The sequence below is a fragment of the Microcoleus sp. AR_TQ3_B6 genome, from assembly GCF_036702785.1.
In the GTDB taxonomy this organism is placed as follows: domain Bacteria; phylum Cyanobacteriota; class Cyanobacteriia; order Cyanobacteriales; family Microcoleaceae; genus Microcoleus.
The window spans coordinates 181,581-203,028 of sequence record NZ_JAUBVJ010000003.1 but is presented as its reverse complement, the minus strand read 5'-3'; the positions used below and the strand labels follow the sequence as shown (position 1 = coordinate 203,028).

At 47.2% G+C, this 21,448-nt stretch carries 16 protein-coding genes and 1 tRNA gene; 5 read left to right on the top strand and 12 right to left on the bottom strand.

Annotated elements, in window-relative coordinates; translation table 11 throughout:
- Positions 1-65 precede the first annotated feature (65 nt).
- Positions 66-827 (bottom strand): FkbM family methyltransferase, encoded by a 762-nt coding sequence (locus QUB56_RS03210; protein ID WP_332953092.1) that lies wholly within the window; start codon positions 825-827, stop codon positions 66-68.
- Positions 828-1,105: 278 nt separating this feature from the next.
- Between QUB56_RS03210 and QUB56_RS03205 the strand changes: the two genes are divergently transcribed.
- Positions 1,106-1,345 carry a hypothetical protein gene (locus QUB56_RS03205; RefSeq protein ID WP_332953090.1) on the top strand — a complete coding sequence of 80 codons (240 nt, stop codon included), beginning with the start codon at positions 1,106-1,108 and terminating at the stop codon, positions 1,343-1,345.
- Positions 1,346-1,682: 337 nt separating this feature from the next.
- On the opposite strand, the gene QUB56_RS03200 is transcribed toward QUB56_RS03205, so the two are convergent.
- Positions 1,683-3,401: an ATP-binding protein gene (locus QUB56_RS03200; RefSeq protein WP_332953087.1), complete on the bottom strand. Its 1,719-nt coding sequence runs from the start codon at positions 3,399-3,401 to the stop codon at positions 1,683-1,685.
- 45 nt (positions 3,402-3,446) lie between these two features.
- A complete protein-coding gene (locus tag QUB56_RS03195) occupies positions 3,447-3,836 on the bottom strand; it encodes a hypothetical protein (protein WP_332953086.1) in 390 nt (129 codons plus the stop codon).
- Positions 3,837-4,011: 175 nt separating this feature from the next.
- Between QUB56_RS03195 and QUB56_RS03190 the strand changes: the two genes are divergently transcribed.
- Complete coding sequence (locus QUB56_RS03190; RefSeq protein ID WP_332953084.1) at positions 4,012-5,058, top strand: M42 family peptidase; 1,047 nt, start codon at positions 4,012-4,014, stop codon at positions 5,056-5,058.
- An 84-nt stretch (positions 5,059-5,142) separates the two neighbouring features.
- Positions 5,143-5,215: transfer RNA gene (locus QUB56_RS03185), tRNA-Glu, on the top strand.
- 458 nt (positions 5,216-5,673) lie between these two features.
- Here QUB56_RS03185 and QUB56_RS03180 read toward each other — a convergent pair.
- Together QUB56_RS03180 and QUB56_RS03175 are read right to left on the bottom strand one after the other, a co-directional pair.
- The gene (locus tag QUB56_RS03180) at positions 5,674-6,747 is read right to left on the bottom strand and encodes a hypothetical protein (RefSeq protein ID WP_332953082.1); all 1,074 of its coding nucleotides are present in this window, start codon (positions 6,745-6,747) and stop codon (positions 5,674-5,676) included.
- A 140-nt stretch (positions 6,748-6,887) separates the two neighbouring features.
- A complete protein-coding gene (locus QUB56_RS03175; RefSeq protein WP_332953080.1) occupies positions 6,888-8,348 on the bottom strand; it encodes a glycosyl hydrolase 108 family protein in 1,461 nt (486 codons plus the stop codon).
- 182 nt (positions 8,349-8,530) lie between these two features.
- Here QUB56_RS03175 and QUB56_RS03170 point away from each other — a divergent pair, with 182 nt between their 5' ends.
- Positions 8,531-9,046 carry a hypothetical protein gene (locus tag QUB56_RS03170; protein ID WP_332953078.1) on the top strand — a complete coding sequence of 172 codons (516 nt, stop codon included), beginning with the start codon at positions 8,531-8,533 and terminating at the stop codon, positions 9,044-9,046.
- 309 nt (positions 9,047-9,355) lie between these two features.
- Here QUB56_RS03170 and QUB56_RS03165 read toward each other — a convergent pair whose 3' ends face one another.
- The 3 genes from QUB56_RS03165 to QUB56_RS03155 all read right to left on the bottom strand — a co-directional run bounded on the left by QUB56_RS03165 (position 9,356) and on the right by QUB56_RS03155 (position 15,397).
- Positions 9,356-11,032 (bottom strand): AarF/ABC1/UbiB kinase family protein, encoded by a 1,677-nt coding sequence (locus QUB56_RS03165; RefSeq protein ID WP_332953076.1) that lies wholly within the window; start codon positions 11,030-11,032, stop codon positions 9,356-9,358.
- Positions 11,033-11,486: 454 nt separating this feature from the next.
- Positions 11,487-13,580, bottom strand: a complete 2,094-nt coding sequence (locus tag QUB56_RS03160; protein ID WP_332953074.1) for an ATP-binding protein — start codon at positions 13,578-13,580, stop codon at positions 11,487-11,489.
- A gap of 941 nt (positions 13,581-14,521) precedes the next feature.
- Positions 14,522-15,397 carry a hypothetical protein gene (locus QUB56_RS03155; protein ID WP_332953072.1) on the bottom strand — a complete coding sequence of 292 codons (876 nt, stop codon included), beginning with the start codon at positions 15,395-15,397 and terminating at the stop codon, positions 14,522-14,524.
- A 705-nt stretch (positions 15,398-16,102) separates the two neighbouring features.
- On the opposite strand from QUB56_RS03155, the gene QUB56_RS03150 reads away from it, so the two are divergent.
- Positions 16,103-16,648, top strand: a complete 546-nt coding sequence (locus tag QUB56_RS03150) for a LeuD/DmdB family oxidoreductase small subunit (RefSeq protein ID WP_332953071.1) — start codon at positions 16,103-16,105, stop codon at positions 16,646-16,648.
- A gap of 453 nt (positions 16,649-17,101) precedes the next feature.
- Here the strand turns inward: QUB56_RS03150 and QUB56_RS03145 are convergent, their stop codons facing one another.
- The 4 genes from QUB56_RS03145 to QUB56_RS03130 all read right to left on the bottom strand — a co-directional run bounded on the left by QUB56_RS03145 (position 17,102) and on the right by QUB56_RS03130 (position 21,346).
- The gene (locus tag QUB56_RS03145) at positions 17,102-17,488 is read right to left on the bottom strand and encodes a hypothetical protein (RefSeq protein WP_332953069.1); all 387 of its coding nucleotides are present in this window, start codon (positions 17,486-17,488) and stop codon (positions 17,102-17,104) included.
- Positions 17,489-17,865: 377 nt separating this feature from the next.
- Entirely contained in the window at positions 17,866-19,272 is a 1,407-nt protein-coding gene (locus tag QUB56_RS03140; RefSeq protein ID WP_332953067.1) for a family 2B encapsulin nanocompartment shell protein, read from the bottom strand.
- Between the two features lie 15 nt (positions 19,273-19,287).
- Positions 19,288-19,539: a hypothetical protein gene (locus QUB56_RS03135; protein WP_332953065.1), complete on the bottom strand. Its 252-nt coding sequence runs from the start codon at positions 19,537-19,539 to the stop codon at positions 19,288-19,290.
- A 400-nt stretch (positions 19,540-19,939) separates the two neighbouring features.
- Positions 19,940-21,346, bottom strand: a complete 1,407-nt coding sequence (locus QUB56_RS03130; RefSeq protein WP_332953063.1) for a family 2B encapsulin nanocompartment shell protein — start codon at positions 21,344-21,346, stop codon at positions 19,940-19,942.
- Positions 21,347-21,448 lie beyond the last annotated feature (102 nt).

The window sequence follows — 21,448 nt, the reverse complement described above, 5'->3', positions numbered from 1 at the left end:
AACTTTCTGACTGACCTCCGTTAAATCCTCAAAAAGCGAATCCGTTGCCGAACTTTCTTATTCCTTCAACATCTGCTATATTTTTGAGGGTTGCGGGTTCGGGATGCTAATATCGAGCCGTACCATTTATCTATTGGTATTTGCTTTCTGATCCGAAATCCTAAGTTTTGAATAACTTGTCGGGTTTCGGCGTGAGTGTGACCAGACCACAAGTGATATTCTAAAGAAAGGTTTTCCACAAATTGCCAAATCTCTGTATCTTTAAATAACAGCCATTCTGCACCTTCACAGTCTACTTTTGCTAAATCAACGCTGCCACCAATTCGCTCGATCGCCCTGCGAAATGATACCATCGGTATGTCGCCGCTTTCGGTCACGGTCGAGCGGGTTTTTCCCGAGACTTCCCGAATGTCAAGGACTACTTTACCATCTCGGTCTCCTAGTGCTTCCATAAAATAGGTAAAATTTGCGATTTTAGATTGATGTTTGAGGTAATTTTCTAGGTAGGGATTAGCTTCGTAGGCGTGAATTACGGCCTGGGGAAACCTGTTCCTCGCAGCAATCGGAAATAACCCTACATTGGCTCCAACATCAATAATTGTCATCAGGGATTCAGATAATTGCTCGACTCCGTAGCAGTCGTCTAAAAGCACTTCTATAAATTCTCCGTTCATGCCTCTCTCTGAAGGCAAGTTTACTTGATGGCGTTTTCCTTGCACAATTAATTGTTCGGGCAATTGAAAGCTAGCAACTCTGTTAAATTTTATCCCTAACTTTTTGGCTCTAATTTTGCGATGCACGAGTTGCTGAATTTTATGGAAAACCATAGCAAAAAGTTGAGAAACTTTTAAAGTTTATAATAACGTTAGCGGATGGAAAAACCTCTCGGCACTCACATTTTGCACCGCTTAAAAACTGGGTTTCTGGCGGTGGTTTAAACATAAAAGGCGAGATTTTTAGTCAACAAACTAGGCTTATTATATTGGGTAGCTCGGGCGCAAGATATCAGTACATAGAGTGATTTTTTTGTTAATTAAAATACTAAATTTATAGTAAATATGCTTTAATATATGTCAAAATGAGCTCCAAAACACGGGAATAAAAAATGTTAGAGTTCGATCGACTGTTCCCAAAAATTGAAGAGTTAGTCATGCTCGACTTTCCCAGCGGTGCGGAGTCGGAAATTAACCAGCGGTTGATGGAAAAATTCGCCGCCCTGGGAGTGAATGCTTGGGTCGATCGTGCGAACAATGCGCGATCCCTAATTAAGGGCCGCAATCCCCAAAAGTCGATCGGCTTTACCGCTCACAAAAAATATGAAATTGGCGCCCTAGAGAATGTATAGCCTTTCGAGCGTAACATGAGGTACTATCTGGCATCATGCCCACGGGCCCACGGGCATACCTCACCACGCGATCGAACCGCTATAGAACTCATGCAGGCTCTACTCGATAATGAAGGAAGAGTGCTTCCTATCCTTGACACAGTAGACCTGTTGCCTGAATCAAGTTAACAGAGGTTTGTGCTGGAGACGACACTCACAAGCTTGGTTCGGCACAAGCGCTAGCCTTCTCCCCAAGGTGAGAAGAACCCAATTATTAATTATTTTCAAAGGCGACATTGGTTCTTGAACAGTTTTTGCAACAGAAGCAGTAAAAGGACGAGTTCAATACACCAGGGTTTTAGCACCTGCTTGTACGTCCGGTGAGGCTGGCAACCACGGCCACTAACTCGGCAGCATCTACGGGTTTGGTCAAATGCATCTGAAAACCTGCTAATAGTGCCTGCCGACGATCGTCATTCCGGGCATAAGCCGTCAGCGCGATCGCGGGTAGCTTACCGCCCCGCTGCGCTTCAAGTTGTCGCAACTTGCGGATCAGGGAGTAGCCATCCTCATCCGGCATCCCAATATCGCTCACTAAAACATCGGGGCTGCGATCCGTTGCGGTTTCGATAATGGTCAACGCCTGCTTGACCGACGCAACAGCGATGACCTCAGCACCATTATTTTGCAGAATCGTGTTCAGCAACTCTAGCGCGTCAGCCTCGTCATCTACCACTAAGATTTGTAAGCCTTCAAGGCTCGGCGACGCGTCAACCCTCGGCTTCGTCTCGACGATCGAGTTTAATGGCTCTGGATCGCTCGGTGGTAGAGGGATAATCATCGCGGGCAGTGTGACTGTAAAGGTCGTCCCCTGTCCTATCCCTGGACTCACTACCGTTACAGTCCCGCCATGCAATTCAACTAATTGACGCACAATGGCTAACCCTAAACCCAACCCCCCATAACTGCGAGTGGTGCTGCTGTCGTGCTGGCGGAAGCGATCGAAGACAAACGGTAGAAACTCCGAGCTGATGCCGGGTCCAGTGTCGCTGACAGTAATTTCAGCATGAGAATTAACCCGCTCCAAACGAATCTCGACTCGCCCGCCTTTAGGGGTGAATTTGAGGGCGTTAGAAAGTAGATTCCACACAACTTGCTGCAACCGATTGGCATCACCCAAGAGCAAACCCGCTTGAGAATCGAGCACGCTTTGCAGGCGAATTGATTTTGCCTCAGCCGCCAAGCGTACAGACTCAATCGCAGATTCAATCACGGTAACCAGGTTGACTGGACGGACTTGGAGGCGCAGTTTACCCGTAATGATGCGAGAAACATCGAGGATGTCTTCGATTAGCTGGGCTTGAGACTTGGCGTTTCGCTCGATCGTCTCCAAAGCCCGCAGAACCTTATCCTGACTCAGGGTTCGCTGCCGTAACATCGCTGACCATCCTAAGATGGCGTTGAGAGGAGTTCTGAGTTCATGAGAAAGAATCGAGAGAAACTCATCCTTGGCACGGTTGGCAGCCTCTGCCTCTGCCCGAATTATTTGTTCGCGCATCAATAATTCGTCTTTGGTGCGATTAGAAGCTTCCAATTGGGCGGTGCGTTCCTGCACCCGTTGCTCTAGCTCGACATTAATCGCCTGGATACGGCGGCGGCTCTCCTCTAGTTCCTGGTTTGTAAGGGCGAGTTGGGCTGGACTTGGCGCATCGAGCGCCACTGGAATTAAGGGAATCAGTAAAAAGGTGAACGTATAGAAAGACCAAGCACCAGTGACCGCTTTGATCAGTCCTGAAACCCAGTAGATGGGGTGCCAAAGTGTCACTACTTCCATCAGGTGGGTTGTGCCACATAAGGCAAAGATAAAAAAGAAACCCACCAGCAACACCACCGTCTGGGCAGGCAGATCCTTACGCTGATTCGTAAAGTAAACGATGGCAACCGCCACCAAGTAATAAGCGAGGGTAGTCAGTGCATCTGACGTTAAGTGCAGCCAGACTAACCCGGGTTTCCAGAGGTAACAATGCCCGTGAGGAATGAAATTATTCGCAAAGAAGTTACTCAAGAGGTCAGGCATATTAGTTTACGGCACTGTCAAGTTAATTTAGAGCGTGTCATCAATTCAACCAGATGACCCCAGCAGCCAGAAGAATCGCACGCCGGAAAGTTCACCGCCTGACGGGTGATAGGGCGTCGCGATTGCCGGATACAGCAGCCGCTTGGCGGCAATGTTTTCAATCAAATGACGGGCTTTGTACAATTCCGTATGGTAAGTTCCCAGCATCTTGCGGTGGTGCCGAGGTGAAATCATGGCGCTCTTCCCCTCGGCATTGAGGGGGTCAATTACGCCCCGATCTGCATCATAGCCCTTGTTGGCCAGCACTGTATCCCCCATCAGTAACGGCTGCAGTTGGTCGGCTCCTTCTGGCGTCACCAACTTGTCCGGGGGCGAGGTGAAACCCCAACGGATTGCCCAACGCATCCACGCGCTCGCATGAATCTTGTTACTCAATCGCCCTTTGCTGCCTCCAATTGCCTCATTCCTACGCTCCTCAAAAAGCTCAGCAGGAAGATGTTTCTTTCAAGTGGGAAAAGGCCTGAATTAAAACTAAGTGTACCGCCGGGAAATAGAGGGTAAATGTGCTTTAATATATGTCAAAATTCGCTCCTAAAAACGAAAAACAAAAATGTTAGACTTCGATGGCCTGTTCCAAACAATCGAAGAATTAGTAATGCTGCACTCACCCAGCGGTGCGGAATCGGAAATTAACCAGCGGTTGATGGAAAAATTCGCCGCCCTGGGAGTGAATGCTTGGGTCGATCGCGCGGACAATGCGATCGCCCTAATTAAGGGTCGCAATCCCGAAAAGTCGATCGCCATTACCGCCCACAAAGACGAAATTGGCGCCCTAGTTAAAACAATAGGCAAGAGTGGCCGCGTGGAAGTCCGCAGATTGGGCGGCGCGTTTCCTTGGGTTTACGGCGAAGGCGTGGTGGATTTGCTCGGAGACAAGCAAACAATTAGCGGCATTCTCAGCTTCGGTTCCCGCCATGTTTCTCACGAATCTCCTCAGAAAGCTCAGCAGGAAGATGTTTCTTTAAAGTGGGAAAATGCCTGGATCGAAACTAAGTGTACCGCCGAGGAATTAGCCGAGGCCGGAATACGACCGGGCACGCGGATGGTGGTGGGAAAGCACCGCAAGCGCCCGCTGCGGTTGAAGGACTGGATCGCGAGCTACACTCTGGACAACAAGGCTTCAGTGGCGATTTTGCTGGCTCTGGCCCAATGTTTGAAAGAGCCTGCGGTGAATGTTTATTTGGTAGCGTCGGCGAAGGAGGAGGTTGGGGCGATCGGAGCTTTGTATTTCACCCAGCGCCAGCCGTTGGACGCGCTGATCGCTTTGGAAATTTGCCCTCTGGCGCCGGAATACCCGATTCTTGACGGCGAAAACCCGGTTTTGCTGGTTCAGGACGGCTACGGAGTCTACGATGAAGGATTGAACGCCCAATTGCGCGCAGCAGCCGCAGCAGCCGATGTAGAGGTGCAGTTGGCGGTAATTAGCGGTTTTGGGAGCGATGCTTCGATCGCCATGAAGTTCGGCCACGTAGCCCGCGCCGCTTGTTTGGCTTTCCCCACCCAAAATACCCACGGCTTTGAAATTGCTCATATAGGGGCGATCGGCAATTGCGCCGCCATCCTCAAAGCCTACTGTGACGAGCTTTGGGACGAGTAGAAAAAAAACTTTCGCAAAGTAGTTGACAGATTGGGAAAGATTAGTTAAGGTAATAAAGGTGCGGAACACAAGCAAACGCAACGCGCCCCCATCGTCTAGAGGCCTAGGACACATCCCTTTCACGGATGCGACGGGGATTCGAATTCCCCTGGGGGTATTGAAAATTTAAGTCTGATATCAAAGTGATATCAAGTGTGTGGGGTAGGCATCTTGCCTGCCCCTATTGCTATTAGGACTTACGGGTGGTCAGAAACCGGGTTTTTTTGCGAGAATACTGCGTCAGGGTCAGTAGAAACGGCAAAAAACCCGGTTTCTTGGGTTTACGGGTGGCCAGAAACCGGGTTGTTGGCGAGATTACTGGGTGAGGACCAGCAGCAACGGCAAAAACCCGGTTTCTAATGTATTCCGTTTTCTAAGCAACTATTTCATAAAAGCCGATCGCACCTTTCACTCTCATCTCCTGTTGTTGGGTGAAACGATGGATAGGTGACGGGGTGCGATCGCATGACCGGTTAATGAAGCAAGGGGCGATCGCTATTTAACAGCTAATCAAAGGCTTTGCTGACTTGAGTAGCGACAGGAGAGCGATCGCTAAAGGTTTTCACCAAACCTGGCTCAACTAGACCGATCATTAGATGTTGATTCAGGTACTTTACCAGCATTACGGACATTAATAACTTTACCGAGCAGATCGAACCAAAAGGGCGCACCCATCCCTATGGCTGCAGCACTCAACAGCCAACCAAAGATAAGTTTGATGGTTCCTAATATCGAAGGCATTCTGTTGGTAAAAAATAGCGGATTTACTTGCTTTGCCAATTGTTCCTGTATAGAGACGGGGAAATTAGAAGTATCCCAGCCAAGAGGCATAATTATATTATCCAAACCTGTATAAATGTCCTCAAAGCATTGGTTTTGTTTCCTGATTTTTTGCCTGGGATCATCCATTTTTTTTGTCTCTATCAAACAGTCGTCTATCTGCTTCTTGTTATTGCTAATAACATTACTGGCAACTAGATTGATACCAGATCGCAAAGCAGCATCTTTGTTTAAGCTTTCAAGGATGTGAAATGTATCCGCATTGAGCGCCAGTGTAACTAATAAGCCAATCAAAACAGCAAACCCCTTAACATTTCGATTGTAGACACCCGATGCTCGCTCCATCGACTGATCGAACCAAATTATTATCTCTTTTTCTAAAGCGTTAATTCCATTCTCACTAGCACTAGCTGTTCTTTGAGCTATTAAAGCGATAGAAGAAATCCGCTGTTGTAGTTGTGGCTCTAGTTTTTCATTTTTATTGATTGATTCTACGAGCTCACCAATTGTTTCTGAAGCGTTAAAATCGTAATCTTTTTTCAAAATTTCCAGCAAGGTGGTCGCAAACATTTTTGAAGGAATATAGGAAGGACCGACAGAACGTGGAAGAATTTTTCTTTTTTTTCTTTGATTCAGAGATAGAATTAGAGGATGATTCCACAGCTTATCAGCAATTTCTTGGGCTTGTAGAGCGGACGGATCATTTGCTTCATTGTCACCAAGTAGAATTTCGATGGCTGACTTCAAATGTTTAGCTCTCCATTCAAAAACTGTAGCAATGAATTCTTGAAAACCTGAAGCTAAAAGGCTGAGAATTAAGTAAATGAAAAACAAGCTAATAACCACATCCAATATCGCCGGGAAGTTCATATTTTAAAAGTATTTACACAAAGAAAAAATTAGGATTGACAATCTAGTGGGAGAGCGATCGCACCTTGCCTTTAAAAGCAGATGCGATCGCGGCTCAATATAACGGAAAAACCTTTTGCCGAATTTAGTTCAGTTTTTCTCTACAGGTTTGCGATAAACTCTCTCAAGTTATTAGCACGGTTCACCCAACCATCCAAAAAGACTTCCTGGGAAGAGTTCTGCCTAACTCTGCTGTGATGGTAAGCAATTCTTCCATCGATAATATTCAAGGCTGTTTTTTTGTTATTTTTAGCTTGCAGCTCACTTTCAGTTTGCGGTCCAAAAATTCCATCAGCAGCAATTCCTAATGCTTCCTGTAAAAACTGGACAGCACCCCTTACTCCAAAAAGGACAGCAGTATCAAAATGCACTATAGCTAGAGGCAATATCATTGAATCAGCCTGGGATGGTTTCCAATACCTCTCGGAGTAGATTTCCATCACTTCGGCGTCCTCAATATCCTTCACATCCTTGGTGGGCAGTCGTTTGTCCATCCTGTAGCTGTCATAATTTCTCTGGGTAATTCCTTTTTTTGTCCGCCCGCCTAAATCAAATGGGTTATCGACAAAGCCTCCTTCCCATTTCAAGGTGAATTTAAGTGCGGTCGCAAGTTTTTCCGGCAAAGAACCTGGCGGATCTGTCGGAAAAGTAGTTACAAGAGGCGTACCCCGGAGTTCCATAAGTTTTTGGAAGAATGTCTTCCCAAATAAGCCAGTATTCATGTTGTTGAGGAATACTGAATCGGTAAAACGAGTTAGCGCATTCTTAGTAACATTCCCCAAAATTCCATTTACATCAGACAAGTTCAGCAGACCAATAGCATTAAGTCGGCTTTGGATTTCCCGAACTAATTCTTGGTCAGCAGTGAGTTCGTTCAAATTAATTACTCGGTTATTTTTCAAGATTTCCCCAATTTTTGATGGCTCCTCTTTTGCTTCTGGAATATCGCCTGGCTTAGAACCGCCTCTTTGCTGAAGAGAAACTCTATGTAGCCACATTGTTGCAGTAGAGTCGATCTTGTTACTATCCCAAGTGTCATAAAATTCCAAAGCTTGGCGCCAGCTAAGGGCATTAGCAGCAGAGGATATCAACCTGCGGCTGTATAGTTTATTTTCACCTTTGTTATCTGGTGAAATTCGTGAATTTACACTATACCCACCGTAGAACCATTCTCCATGTGGATCGTTCACAAAAAAGTCACCGTTGCCGTTATAACCACGAATAACCAAGATGTGACCTGAGTTCGTCCAAAAGCCATGCAAGATACATATTTCACCAGAATCAAGAGAGCGAGTAATGTCTGATAGACTTCCCTTCATGGTCAAATCATCTCTTAACCCTAAACCTTCTAACAACCTCCTGATTCCATCGGGAGAACCGTGATCTATGCCAAGTCTATCAAAACGTGCTTTAACGTCATCTTCGTACTGTGGGAAGGAACCTAAATCTGGAACATTAAAATACTTTAAGCACATTGCTGCACTCGTAGCACCGCAGGTGCGCCAACCTTCAATCTGGTTATCTTCTTGATTGAAATACGGAACGTTATGATTAATAGCCATAATTTACCTCTAGTAAGTTCAGCTTGTTTTAAAAGCTATTAAATTGATAACCCACGCCCGATCGCTCTGTCGGTGAGAAAAAGTGAGTTACTTTTGTAAAGTTTTTATACGGTTTCCTGAAACGCTAGTGGCAAGCGGTGGAGAAGCCACTAAACTTAAAATAATAAGTCAAGGTAGTGGGGATGAGAGGACAAGAAGCGCTGACAATAGTCGATGGGCTTTTACAAGCTGCTAACCACGGACAAAAACTTAACGATCTGCAATCTGCTGTATTTCTGGAAACTTGGGCGGAACATTCCTACTCGGAAATTGCCCAGCAGCTAGGTTACGAATACGACTACATCAAACAAGTGGGTTCGCACTTGTGGCGAAGTCTCTCCCAAATCTTGGGCGAAACAGTGTCCAAGCGCAATATTCAAGCTGTTTTGCGTCGCTACGAAGAATTGCAAAAAGCTAAGCAAGATGACGGTGAAGCGATCGACTTGTCCCGGTTTTACGATCGTCAAGACGAACTGCAAACGCTAGAAAGTTCGATAATTGAAGATCCCTATCCTTTAATTGGTATGTTTGGACTCGGTGGCATCGGTAAAGCTTTCGGCTATTTTACTTTTATAATTGTTGTCGGCAGCGATCGAGATAAATTGCAGCTACCCCATCCGCCGAATTTAAACGCACACAATCCTCAAACAGTTGTGTAGCCTCGCTGAACTTTTCCCGATTGTAGAGCATCCAGGCACTTTCAAAAACTGTTTTCGCGAGAGCCCCCGCCGCTCGAATTTCCGACAGTTTGTAGTCAGGACTTCAGTCTTTTTAATGAGTACTAAAGTCCTGACCAAAAATTTCAAAGGTGGTACCCGCCACGTGATTGATCCGTGGAATCAATCCCAAATCGATTTTCGAAAATCCTCAAGAAAGAGCATTTATCCGTGGGGTCAATCTAAAATCTAAAATCTCAAATCTCAAATCGATTGACTGCGATCGCAATTCCCAATTACCAAGTATATTTATCACTCGACCATTCGATCGAGCTTTTCCTTAACCAACAAATCTAACAGCGAGCGCAACAGAAACAAGCCGCCGAATCCCGAAACAGCAAAAGCTGCGATCGCCCCCGTTTTATATCCTCCCACCAGCAGCACTGCACCCGACAGAAACACAAAACCAGTCAGACAAGCAAAAACTAGAGTTTTTAGGGCTAAATTAATGCGTTTCAAGGCTCTTTCGCTCTCGATATTTCGCACTCTAATTTGCAGTTCGCCCTCTTCAATTCGCTGCTCCAAACGCTTGAGAAAAACTTGCGATTTGCTCGGCTGCCGTAACTTATATGTAATAAAACTTCGCGCTTGCCTTGCCAATTCTCCGATCGCATTTCCCCGCCCCTTGCTCACCGCAATACTCTTGACAAAAGGCTGAGCGGATGCTAGGAAATTGTAGTTAGGGTCGAGAGTTCTAGCAATGCCGTCGAGAGTCGTCACCGACTTGACAATAAACATCATTTCTGCGGGCAAGCGAAACGGTTGCTGCTCGAACATCATGTAAAGTTCGTTCTTAATTTCATTAAAAGCTTGAAAGTCGATCGGCTTATCAATAAACTTATCCAACAGAAAAGCAATCAGCCTGCGTACCGGCATCATATCCGGCATCGGCTCAACTAAGCCGATCCTAATTAAAGTATGGAGTACCTCGTCAGTATCCTTTCTCATCACAGCAAAAAAAGTCTTGACCATTTCGTCTTTAGCCAGAGACTTCACCTCAGCCATCATCCCAAAATCGTAAAAAATCAAGCTACCATCTTCTGTCACCGCCAAATTTCCCGGATGCGGGTCAGCTTGAAAAAACCCGTCAATTAACAACTGCTTCAAGTAACAGCAAATTCCGAGTTGATTGAGCTTCGGAATATCTACTCCAATCGCCTCTAAACTAATGCGGTCGTCCACCTTAATGCCTGGTACGTATTCTAGAGTCAGCACTTTTTTAGTAGTATATTGCCAGTAGACTTTCGGGACAATAACCTGAGGATATTCTCGAAAATTATGGCTAAAGCGGTCGGAATTTTTACCTTCTTGCACGTAGTCAATTTCTTGATATAAAATCTTAAAAAACTCGTGATAAATAGATTCCAGGTCGTACTTGCGCGTCCCAGGTAAATAGCGATCGCAAAAACGCATGACTTGGCGCACGGCCTTGACATCCAAATCAAATAAACTTTCCAAACCCGGACGTTGCACCTTTACAATCACATCTTCCCCGGTGTGCAGCCTCGCTTTGTGCACCTGTCCCAGACTCGCAGCAGCGAGCGGCAAGGGGTCAAAATCGCGGTACAAAGCATAAATATCATTGCCTAACTCTGATTCTACAAGAGCGATCGCTTCTTCGGAACTAAACTCAGGAACCCGATCCTGCAACTGTTCGAGTTCCTTGACATACTCAAGCGGCAGCAAATCCGCCCGAGTCGAGAGAGACTGCCCGATTTTAATAAAAGTTGGGCCTAAATCCAGCAAAGTATTGACCAACCAATGAGCGCGAATTCTTCTAGTATGAGGAGAATTATTTTGCAGCAGTCCATCCCACCACAAAAAAAACATAAACTTTCCCGCCGCTGCAAAAACGTCTATTTGTCGTGCCAGCGGCGAATATTTAGAACGTTGCCAACGCAGGGTTTTAGGTGCAGCTTTTGTGAGCATAATATTGGCGATCGAGTTCTATGCACCGCGCGATTTTTAGAGGACAGTCTCGGACGCAGAAATCGGCTTCGATGTACAAAAATACTTCGTTGCCGGCCTTGGAAAGAGTTAAAAAACCCGGTTTCTTTGGTCACGACTGCGTAATATCATCTCCGGTTATACAACCATAATTAAGTTCGCACGCCCGGACGAAGAGTCCTGATTTATCTATCAACAGAAGACGGTCGTACTCACTACAAACACCCGCTAATTACGGGCAAATAACCAGACATCATAAGTTCTAGGGAGAATCAGCCATGGAGAACCGACAATTTAGGCGGGCAACCAGACAAACAATTCAAAAAGGAGAATTTGGTAGCGTTTGCCATATTTCCAAATCTCCCTATAAAGGCAAGTCTTGTCGTTTCGCCTGTTCGCTACCAATTAAGAGCCACTTTTTTTCCCAACTATTCTCCTAGATTAGAGAGTCCGCTGGAGATTGCGGCAGAGTCAGAGTAAAAGAGGTGCGCCACAACTCATCAGTTTCAGAACTTTTTGCCGGACTGCTAGACACATCAATAGTACCATTCAAGTGCTGTACTAAACACTTTACCAGAGCCAGACCCAAACCCGTACCCGGGATAGCTTGGTCTGTAATGCCACTGCCGCGGCGGAACTTGTCAAAAATGTGCGGCAAATCAGCAGCAGAAATGCCGGACCCCAAATTAGAAATGGTCAGGACAATATAGCCAGCCGCCTCAGACGCCTGGAAAACAACCGCCGTTCCAGAAGCCGAGTATTTTCCAGCATTCGTCAGCAGTTCCAGCAGCACCCGCTTGAGACTGTCCGGGTCGGTTTCCCAGCAAGGGGTCAACTTGGGCAAATCCACCTTCAGAGTCAATTGCTTATCCGCCCATTGTTTCTCAAAATCCCCAGCTAAATCTTGAATTAAACCCTTGAGATCGATTTTGATTAGAGAAATCGGGACTTGCTGAGGCTCAAACTGCTTGAGGGTCAGCAAATCGTTAACCAGATCGGTTTCCTTAGAACACTGCTGCTCTAGAATGTCGAGATACTTAGCCCGACTCGCTGACGCCTGTTCAGCTTGTTTGAGCATCAGAATCGCCAGCTTCATGATGGTTAAAGGGGTGCGCAACTCGTGACTCATAGTGCTGAGAAACTCGTCTTTAATCAGCTTCAATTTGCGCAATTGCTCTAGTTGAAGGGCAGATTGTTCGTACAGTTTCGCCTGCACGTCGAGACTTTGCTGCAACTGAGCGGTTCTGTCGAAGATTAGGGTTTGCGCTTCCTTGAGCCTCTGAGTTTGGATAATCGCCCTGCTCGCTTGAGCGCTGACTGATGCGAGAACTTCTAATTCTTCAGGGCTCCAAGCGCGCGGCTCGGAGTGCTGCAAAACCAAGAACCCCAAGACTGTTTCCTGGCCGGCACCGCCGGTCAGGGGAACCAGCAGCAAGCCGCGAATGCCTTGGAGTTTCAAGATTGCTGCGGCGCCCTCTTGTTCGTTGCCGATTAATTCGCCTGCGTCAGCGAGGGCGAGGGGTTTGGGTGCGCTGTGGAATGCTTTGTCGCACAAATTAGATTCCGACAGCAAAAAAGCGGGAGAGTTATTTGGTTTTGAGTTGGAGATTTTGGATTTGGAATTAGCAGCTTTGTCCTTGTTTTTTGTTTTGGATGTCGAGCTTTTTTTTCCGGCATCGCTTGGTGCTATTGCCTGTTTTTTGGGATTTTTTTTCAGAGCGGATTCGCCTACTAATTCGACTTTGACTTTGGGCGTTTGATGGGGGGAGCGAGTTTTAAATAGAGGATCTGTATATTTCAATAGCAGGATTTGACCTCTATCTACTTCCAGGGTATCGACGGTATTTTCAATAACTTGCTGCAATATTCGATCGGCTTCTGAATTGGTGTCGATCGATGCAGCAACTGACATGAGTAGATTTTTGTATTTAGCTTGCCGCTGTAACTGTTCGTTTAAGTTGGCAATTTCTTGAGTTTTTTGAATGTGAGAAATTGCCAAACCGATCGGGTTCGATGCTGCTTCTAGGTGCTGCAGGTCGGTAACCGACCACTCGTGAGGGTGCGACTTACCAAGAATCATCATGCCATTTACAGCCCCTCCAAATCGCGCAGGCCCTGCCAAAATTGCCCGAAAAGGCAGCGGTGTCACAGGGAAATTGGGCGATGAAGCTGCCAGACTATCTTGATAGTCGGATATCGCTACTCTCTCGCCGTTTGCTAGCACGTTTGCCCAGATGGGATGTTCTAGTGATATGCTAGGCGATTTTAATTTTGTGGTTTGGGAGTGTTCCGGTGTTTGAGTTGAACCCGCAGCAGCACCGGCGGCATTTTGGCGATCGCTCCAAAGTTGCCAGCAAGCATTCGGATTTACTACTTTCTGGTCAACCACAGCAGCAACAAAACACAAATCTGCCTGACAAGCAACCCCCAAAGTATTTGCTATTTGCAGCAGGATTTCTCGATCGAAGTTGGTCGCGAGAATTTGGCAAATTTGTTGCCCGAGGAGGGCAGGATCGACCGGGTACTGCATAAGACGATCCAGAAATTTTTGGACTGATACTGGTTCTGGGATTTGCCGTCAATGCAAAGTGCAAGACTCTGACGGCGAGCGGTCGATCGATCGTAAACTTTTGATTTCTTTGGCGATCGCTCGTGGCAACCAAGCCTTTATTCTAAGATGTTTGAGCCTGCTCACCCTGCAAATATAGAACCTGTGCATAACTGTCGGCGTGAGTGTTATGAGCCTACTTTTTGTGTTTGCATACCCGGTAGGCCTGTCACTAGATAAGTGAAAATATACCCCGATCTGACTGAGTTCTATTTTCGTGTTTTCTACACTTCGATCTGTACGGGATGAACTTTACCATCCTTTACCGGATGAGAATAAATCCCATCCCCGCTAATTTTGACCGTTGTTGGTAGCATGAAGCTTTTCTAGAGACTGCTTAATGATACCCCTATCCTCACTCTGTGATGTTTCCTATTTTAGTTTGTGATCCTAACAAATTTTTATTGTGATACAAATCTGCCGATCGAGTGATGCCGATCGCAAAAATTCAAAATCCCCAAATTATCACTCATAACATAGCTGAGAGGAAAGCGAGTTTTTGCTCAAAAACTCATTTTTCACAACTTGCCAGAGCAGCAGGGCAAACTCTCTTGTGAGATTTATCAGAAAATTGGGTTGAAAACCCTGTCCTTGTAGGACGGCTTTTTTCCCTTTTTAAGTAAAATAACAAATCCATCTTAACAAATGAATATGGTCGAATAACCAAATCAGACAAGATGTAAAAACCTACCCCCGGACTGGGGGAAAGTCTACGCCCAAAACATTTTTGACCAGATATGACTCAGCACCGGTAGTGCCCAGAGCAGTCAGCCTAGGAACTAAGCGCGATAGGGATATTAAGACTGAAATGTCTTAAGAATCCCCGTGCCTTGAGGCCGGGGAGTGTCAACCGACTTACCTGCTTACTTATTTTGTGCTTCCTCTTGGGCTTTAGCGCTATTTTGGCGGTAAAGTGCCGTCCGGTTCAGAGCTGTTGTGTAGCGGGGATGCTTGGAGGGTACGGCGGCCATCAAATCCGAAGCTTGCTGCCACTTAGCAGCTACGACTAACCAATCCTCGCTAGATTGAGCGGTTTTGCTGTCGTTGGCTGCTTGCGAGGCGACTCGCACTGCTTGTGCAAAAGAGTCAACAGCAGAATTAACAGTCTCCTTAGAAATTTTCAAAGCAGGTTTTGCCTCCGAGGGAGCGGCATTGGCAACTGCTTGGGTGGTGGCTTGTGTGCTGTTGATCTCTGGGGAATTGAGTCCTTTGTAGATGGCGGCCGCTGCCGCGAGCAACAGCACGGTCAAGCTGATGCCGCCGACGATACCGCGCTGAAATTGCCGCGGTTCCTGCATCGAGCGAGGTACAGCCATTCTCGGCAAAGCCCGCTTACCTGCTTGAGCTTGGCGTTCGTAATAGGCGGTGGCTAAACGCTTAAACAAATTCGGCTTTCTGAGTTTAATTTCTTGAGACCACAGCAGTTGATTCTGGGGATCGCGAGTAATTTCTTCGAGCCACAGCAGTTGGTGTTCTCGGACAAGCCGGCTGTTGATGTTGACTCGGCGAATATTGTAGGGCGAAATGCTCTCCAAAATTTCTTGGACTCGATCGACCAAGCTAGACTGTTCCAGTAGTTGGGGTGTGGCGGCTTCGCACAGCAGTTGCAGCACACCCTCTGCAAAAACGGCTCGGGCCCTCACCCCTAGCTGTGCGAGTTCGTCATTAAGGATTTGAATAATCGATGCAACTGAGCCCTGGCGAGCTTGTCGAGCAATGTCATCTATTGGATTGGTCATAAAACTATCTTGACGCTTAGCAAACTGTTAACTGTTAACCGAAAGTCTCGGATCTAATTTTTACCTACACCGCCGTAATGCTCCGACTATATCGTTAATCCGATTAGTGGCCAGATGTAAGGCGGGTGATTTGTGAGGGCATCCCCGACAATTGCTAACGGCAGGGTAACGCCCAGCGTGGATGTCCGAAGAATCACCAAAGCATTCCTTGATTTCCCCCAATTGTTCAGTCTGTGATGTAATATACTAGGGGTTGCGACCCGTCCACTCGGCTGACCGCAACACTCCGAAGCAGTCATATGCTTGCGAAAGTAACTAGCGAGAGAAAGGCAGGAAGATTCCGGTCACTGGTTCGTCTTGCTCGAAGAACAAGGCGATAAAACATAATCCAAACAGGAATGTACGAAAAAACAATTAAACTGCTTACCGAAGGCGAGCGGCTGCCGGTTCCTCTCTGTCGGGAGGATAAAGGTTGAAACACCTTCTTATGCTCTGTAAGACCAATTTAAGCACGGGTTTAAAAGGCCAACGGCAGACGAGACGGGAAGCCCTAACTATATCGGTACTCCGATTAGTGATGGGTACTTCACTCATACAGGTTATCACTGACACTGCCAGGTTAAAATGAACAGATGCAAATCTTGCATACTGATCCACTTAAAAATTATCGCCACAGCATCGAGCGAGGCTAACAAGAAATAAACTATGGGAAAAGTAATTAGCGGTCAAATTTTTGTTGTAGACGACAACATCGACACAGATCAAATTATCCCTGCCGAATACCTGACCCTGGTTCCCTCGAAGCCGGACGAGTACGAGAAACTAGGCAGTTACGCTATGATTGGGTTGCCCGATCGCTACGGTAAGTTTATCGAATCCGGTGAACTCAAAACCCGGTATCCGATTATAATAGCGGGCGAAAATTTTGGCTGCGGTTCTTCGCGGGAGCACGCTCCGATCGCTCTGGGGGCCGCCGGCGTCACAGCAGTGGTGGCTTTGTCTTACGCACGCATTTTCTTTCGCAATTGCTCGGCTACTGGCGAATTGTACCCGATCGAATCAGTCGATCGGCTCTGCGACTTGTTTGTAACCGGCCAAGAAGTGACGATCGACTTTACAGCAGAGGTAATTGTCAACCACACTCTCGATCGAACTTTCTCGCTCAAACCTTTAGGAGAAGTAGGCCCGGTAATAGATGCCGGAGGGTTGTTTGACTACGCGCGCCAAACGGGAATGATTGCGGCTAGGTAAAGACTGCAAAGAAACCCGAGGGCAACCACGAGGGTATTGGCTACAAAAACCGGGTTTCTTGATTTTGTTTTTATTGATGTCCGCCTACTTTAATTTTGAAAGTTAGTAGTGCCTAACAAGTCTAAGAATTATGCAAGTGGCTCATTTCTATTGACTTGTAGGGTACTCTACTACTTTCGTTATAGGGCGACGGTCGAGAGTTGGAAATAGTAGAGTACATTAATACTTGTGAGACTTCCGTAATTCCTAAAGTAATGATACTTACTAGAGTTTTGTGGGAACTCTGGCGTTACTGACTGAAGGTTTTCTTGGCTAGCAGCGATCGGGATTTAGGGGAAGCAATCGGGGTCTCGAATTAGACAATTTTTGGAACAGAACCTGCTCCCTAGCTGTACCCGATCGGCTAACGCAACTATACTCACTTGCTAGAACTTTCTAAGTTCGATGTTTTCTTTACTTGAAAAAATCCGCTCCTGCTATCGTCACAGGTTTACCGCCAGTTTCCACTTTTCTTGGCTCGATCACATACGCACCATTATCATTCTTGGACACACGTATATAGCGAAGACCATCTAGTTTTCCCTCACCAATCAGTTTATTCCAGTCATTGCCGTTAATTCTGATTACGGCAGATGGACCGCAGCAGTTAGCCGTCATATCTTTTGTGATCACACCACTACTCCAACCAAGAATCACACACTGGTTTTCGTACAATTGAGTAACAACGGTTGCTGAACCCGTATTTATTGTTTCGTTGCTACAGTCAGCTAACGCTTTTTCCTGACCTAGTGATAGAGTCAAAGCCAGCACTAATAGCAATCCAACGAGCATCTTTCTCATTGTGCAAATTCTCCTAACTTTAAATTGACTTGACTTGTTGGTCTGCAAGTATGGTTCTTACATTTAGACCAAAAAAATTAACGGTAGCGATGCACGAACAAAGACACATCCATGCTTAAGAGTGGATATTTAGTGTCTACTTAGAAAAGGAAAATATATTTCGCCTTTGTAGGCATAAAAGTAGCCACTCTGTAACTAGCCACCACGCCTAGTCTAAACTCTTATGGAACGAGGCTAGAAGTTGCTTTGGATGTATCTCATCAGCGCACGCCACGTCTATTATGGTTTCAGGATTTTTACCAAAATGCAAGGACTTTTCTGCCCTCGATCGTTAATATTTGCGATCGTCTTTCAGGGTCAAAAAATCTAAAATCCTCCTACCGGCCGATTGCAACATCTTCAAGGATACCGAGGGCGTCGGGAACAAGGACGGCTGCCGAGTAGTAGGCGCTCACCAGATAGGAAATAATGGCCTTTTCGTTGATGCCCATGAATCGGACAGACAGGCCAGGTTGGTACTCGTCTGGGATACCAGTTTGGTGCAGGCCAATCACGCCCTGATCTTCCTCACCAGTCCGCATCACCAAGATAGAACTGGTCTGGTTCTTGGTAATTGGGATCTTGTTACAGGGAAAAATGGGTACATTGCGCCAAGTGATTACCTTGGTTCCATCCATGTCAATGCTTGGCGGATAGATGCCCCGGCGGTTGCACTCCCGACCGAAGGCGGCTATAGTTCGGGGATGAGCTAGGAAAAACTTCGACTTCCTCCGACGAGTAATCAATTCATCCAGATCGTCGGGGGTGGGAGGACCGCTGCGGGTGTAGATACGCTGTTTCAGGTCAGCATTGTGCAGCAACCCGAATTCCGGGTTATTGATCAAATCGTGTTCTTGACGTTCCCGCAAAGCCTCAATAGTCAGACGCAATTGTTGTTCAGTCTGATCCATCGGTTTATTGTACAGATCCGCAACCCGAGTATTCACCCGCAACACAGTCTGGGCAATGCTCAATGGATATTCGCGGGGCGAGAGTTCGTAATCAACGAAAGTCCCTGGCAACTGGGTTTCCGCAAGATGACCGGCAGACAACGCGATGGAAGCTTCGCCGTACTTGTTTTGTGGTTGTTGGGCACGAGTCCTAAACTGTTCAACCTGAGCCTGCAACGCCCCCGACTGGTTGAGCAATTCCCGAAACGCCTGTTGTGGTAGCGCCAATACCGTGCATCGGGTAACAGCCTTGATTGTGAACTTCCAAGTGCTTTCTGACTCCACCAACACTCGATCGCCGAAATGGTCGCCATCTGCCAGCATATCCAGCAAAGGTTCATCGCCATACTTGCCAACTGCAGTCTTGTTCACCTTGCCATGAGCGATCAGGAAAAGCCGATCGGCTGCCTGACCTGACTGCACTATGATGTCACCAGGCGCGAACTCCTGTTGTACAAACCTACTAGCCAAAGCGCTCAACACCCCAGTGTCGTTAAACCCTCGCAGCAATGGCAACTGACAAAGTTCTTGGGGAATCACCTCCACTACCGATCCGGTATTGGTGAAACTTAGTTTGCCATCAGCCACCGTATAGGTCAATCGACGGTTCACCCGATAAGTACCACCCTTCGCCTCCACCCACGGCAACATCTTCAACAACCACCGCGATGTAATTTCCTGCATCTGCGGTGCAGATTTGGTTGTTGTTGCCAAATTTCTGGCGGCGGCTGTACCCAAACTCAGGTGGCGCTGGTGACGCTCAACCTCTAAACCGGGCTCATTAGAATACGTCATTACCTCAACCTCTAGTTACTCACAAAAATGCCTGCTCAAATAGTTAATATCGATGCCGGTTGCACCGTCAGTGCTTGTTGACTGTTGACTGTTGACTGTTGACTGTTGACTGTTGACTGTTGACTGTTGACTGTTGACTGTTGACTTCCAGGCTCTACCTGATAACGCAGAGAAAGGAGGCTGTGCCTCCCATTTTCCTCCGCAATTGAGGCTCTTCCTGGCTGATATCGCTGTATTGGCTCGACCTCGGAACCAGTACAATCTCAAATCTCAAATCTCAAATCTCAAATCGATTGACTGTTGACCAAGAATTTCAAAGGTGGTACAAGCCCCCGGATTTATCCGTGGAATCAATCCACAATCTCAAATCTAAAATCCTCAAGCCCCCGAATTTATCCGTGGGGTCAATCCAAAATCCAAAATCTAAAATCTAAAATCGAATGACGGGCGGGTCAAAAAAATGAATATTGCGCGAATTATTTGTTGGCCTGGGGATTCGACTTGACGCCCGACTCTTGAAGCAAGGATTTGATATCATTCCGGGCGGACTGCCGGAATTGATATAAGAGGTTAAAGCCATAACACTTTTGTCAATGAGTAATTACGCTTAAATTCGAGCGTAATTCCTCATTGACAAAAGCCGTTTACCTTAACTTCTCACAAATGCTTAGCGGCCGATTTCGACATCTTCCAGAATGCCGAGTGCGTCGGGGACGAGGACGGCTGCGGAGTAGTAGGCGGTGACCAGGTAGGAGATAATAGCCTGTTCGCTAATGCCCATGAAGCGGACAGAGAGGCTGGGTTGGTATTCGTCGGGGATACCCGTTTGATGTAAGCCGATCACCCCTTGTTTTTCCAGACCAGTGCGCATCAAGAGGATAGAACTGGTGCGGGCCTTGGTGATGGGGATCTTGCTGCAGGGAAATATGGGTACGCCGCGCCAAGCCGTAACCTGAACGCCGTTGATATCTATGCTTGATGGATAGATGCCCAGGCGGTTGGCCTCCCGACCGAAGGCAGCGATCGTGCGGGGGTGAGCTAGGAAGAACGATGGCTCCTTCCATACCGTAGCCAGCAGTTCGTCGAGGTCGTCGGGGGTGGGTGCGCCACTGCGGGAGTAGATGCGCTGTTTGAGGTCAGCGTTGTGCAACAACCCAAAATCGGGGTTGTTGATCATTTCGTCTTCTTGACGTTCGCGTAATGCCTCGACGGTCAGCCGCAGTTGTTGCTCGGTCTGGTTCATCGGGTCGTTGTACAGATCCGCTACCCGGGTACTTATCCGCAACACGGTTTGGGCGAGGCTCAATTCATATTCCCGGGGTGCAATGTCGTAATCAACGAAGGTGCCTGCCAATGGAGACTCTTCGGCATGACCTGTTGCTACCTCAATGGCTGCTTCACCTTCGGCTGTTTGTGGCTGTCTCAGGCGCTCGCGGAACTGCTCAACATGAGTTCGCAACTCCTCGGACTGGCCGATCAGCACCTCAAACACTTGTTGCGACAGAGTCAAAACTGTGCATCTGGTAATCGCCTTGAGGGTGTACTGCCAGGTGTCCTCGGCCTCCGCCACAGTTTCATCGCCGAAATGGTCGCCGTCGGCTAGCACATCCAACACGATTTGCTCGTCATACTTCCCAGCACCAATCTTGTTCACCTTACCGTGAGCAATCAAGATCACCTGATCGGCCGGCTGACCCATCTCGACGATCGTGTCGCCGGCGGCGTACTCCCGCTGCACAAACTGGTTTGCCAACGCAGTCAACAGATTAGTGTTTTCAAACCCTTTGAGCAAGGGCAACTCCGTAAGTTCTTGGGGAATCACCTGCACCGCGGCTCCTGTGTTGGTGAAGCTGACTCGTCCATCACCGACGGTATAGCTCAACCGACGGTTGACTCGGAACACACCACCCTTCGTCTCCACCCACGGCAACAGTTTCAACAACCACCGCGATGTAATCTCTTGCATCTGCGGTGCAGACTTGGTCGTCGTCGCCAAATTACGCGCCGCTGCTGTACCCAAACTCAGGTGGCGCTGGTGCCGCTCAACATCACTGGAATCATTAGAATAGGTCACAACTTAATCCTCCAATTTCTAGTTATTCAAAAAACAATCCGCTCTTGATTGACTGAATGCTGACAAAAGAACCAAAAGCCGCAAAATCTCTTCTGCTACCAC

Coding starts and splice junctions, on each gene's coding strand:
- QUB56_RS03140 (WP_332953067.1), bottom strand. CDS start 19,272: ATGACGTATTCTAATGAGCCCGGTTTAGAGGTTGAGCGTCACCAGCGC.
- QUB56_RS03175 (WP_332953080.1), bottom strand. CDS start 8,348: ATGGCTATTAATCATAACGTTCCGTATTTCAATCAAGAAGATAACCAG.
- QUB56_RS03190 (WP_332953084.1), top strand. CDS start 4,012: ATGTTAGACTTCGATGGCCTGTTCCAAACAATCGAAGAATTAGTAATG.
- QUB56_RS03165 (WP_332953076.1), bottom strand. CDS start 11,032: ATGCTCACAAAAGCTGCACCTAAAACCCTGCGTTGGCAACGTTCTAAA.
- QUB56_RS03160 (WP_332953074.1), bottom strand. CDS start 13,580: ATGCAGTACCCGGTCGATCCTGCCCTCCTCGGGCAACAAATTTGCCAA.
- QUB56_RS03150 (WP_332953071.1), top strand. CDS start 16,103: ATGGGAAAAGTAATTAGCGGTCAAATTTTTGTTGTAGACGACAACATC.
- QUB56_RS03205 (WP_332953090.1), top strand. CDS start 1,106: ATGTTAGAGTTCGATCGACTGTTCCCAAAAATTGAAGAGTTAGTCATG.
- QUB56_RS03210 (WP_332953092.1), bottom strand. CDS start 827: ATGGTTTTCCATAAAATTCAGCAACTCGTGCATCGCAAAATTAGAGCC.
- QUB56_RS03145 (WP_332953069.1), bottom strand. CDS start 17,488: ATGAGAAAGATGCTCGTTGGATTGCTATTAGTGCTGGCTTTGACTCTA.
- QUB56_RS03155 (WP_332953072.1), bottom strand. CDS start 15,397: ATGACCAATCCAATAGATGACATTGCTCGACAAGCTCGCCAGGGCTCA.
- QUB56_RS03180 (WP_332953082.1), bottom strand. CDS start 6,747: ATGAACTTCCCGGCGATATTGGATGTGGTTATTAGCTTGTTTTTCATT.
- QUB56_RS03170 (WP_332953078.1), top strand. CDS start 8,531: ATGAGAGGACAAGAAGCGCTGACAATAGTCGATGGGCTTTTACAAGCT.
- QUB56_RS03200 (WP_332953087.1), bottom strand. CDS start 3,401: ATGCCTGACCTCTTGAGTAACTTCTTTGCGAATAATTTCATTCCTCAC.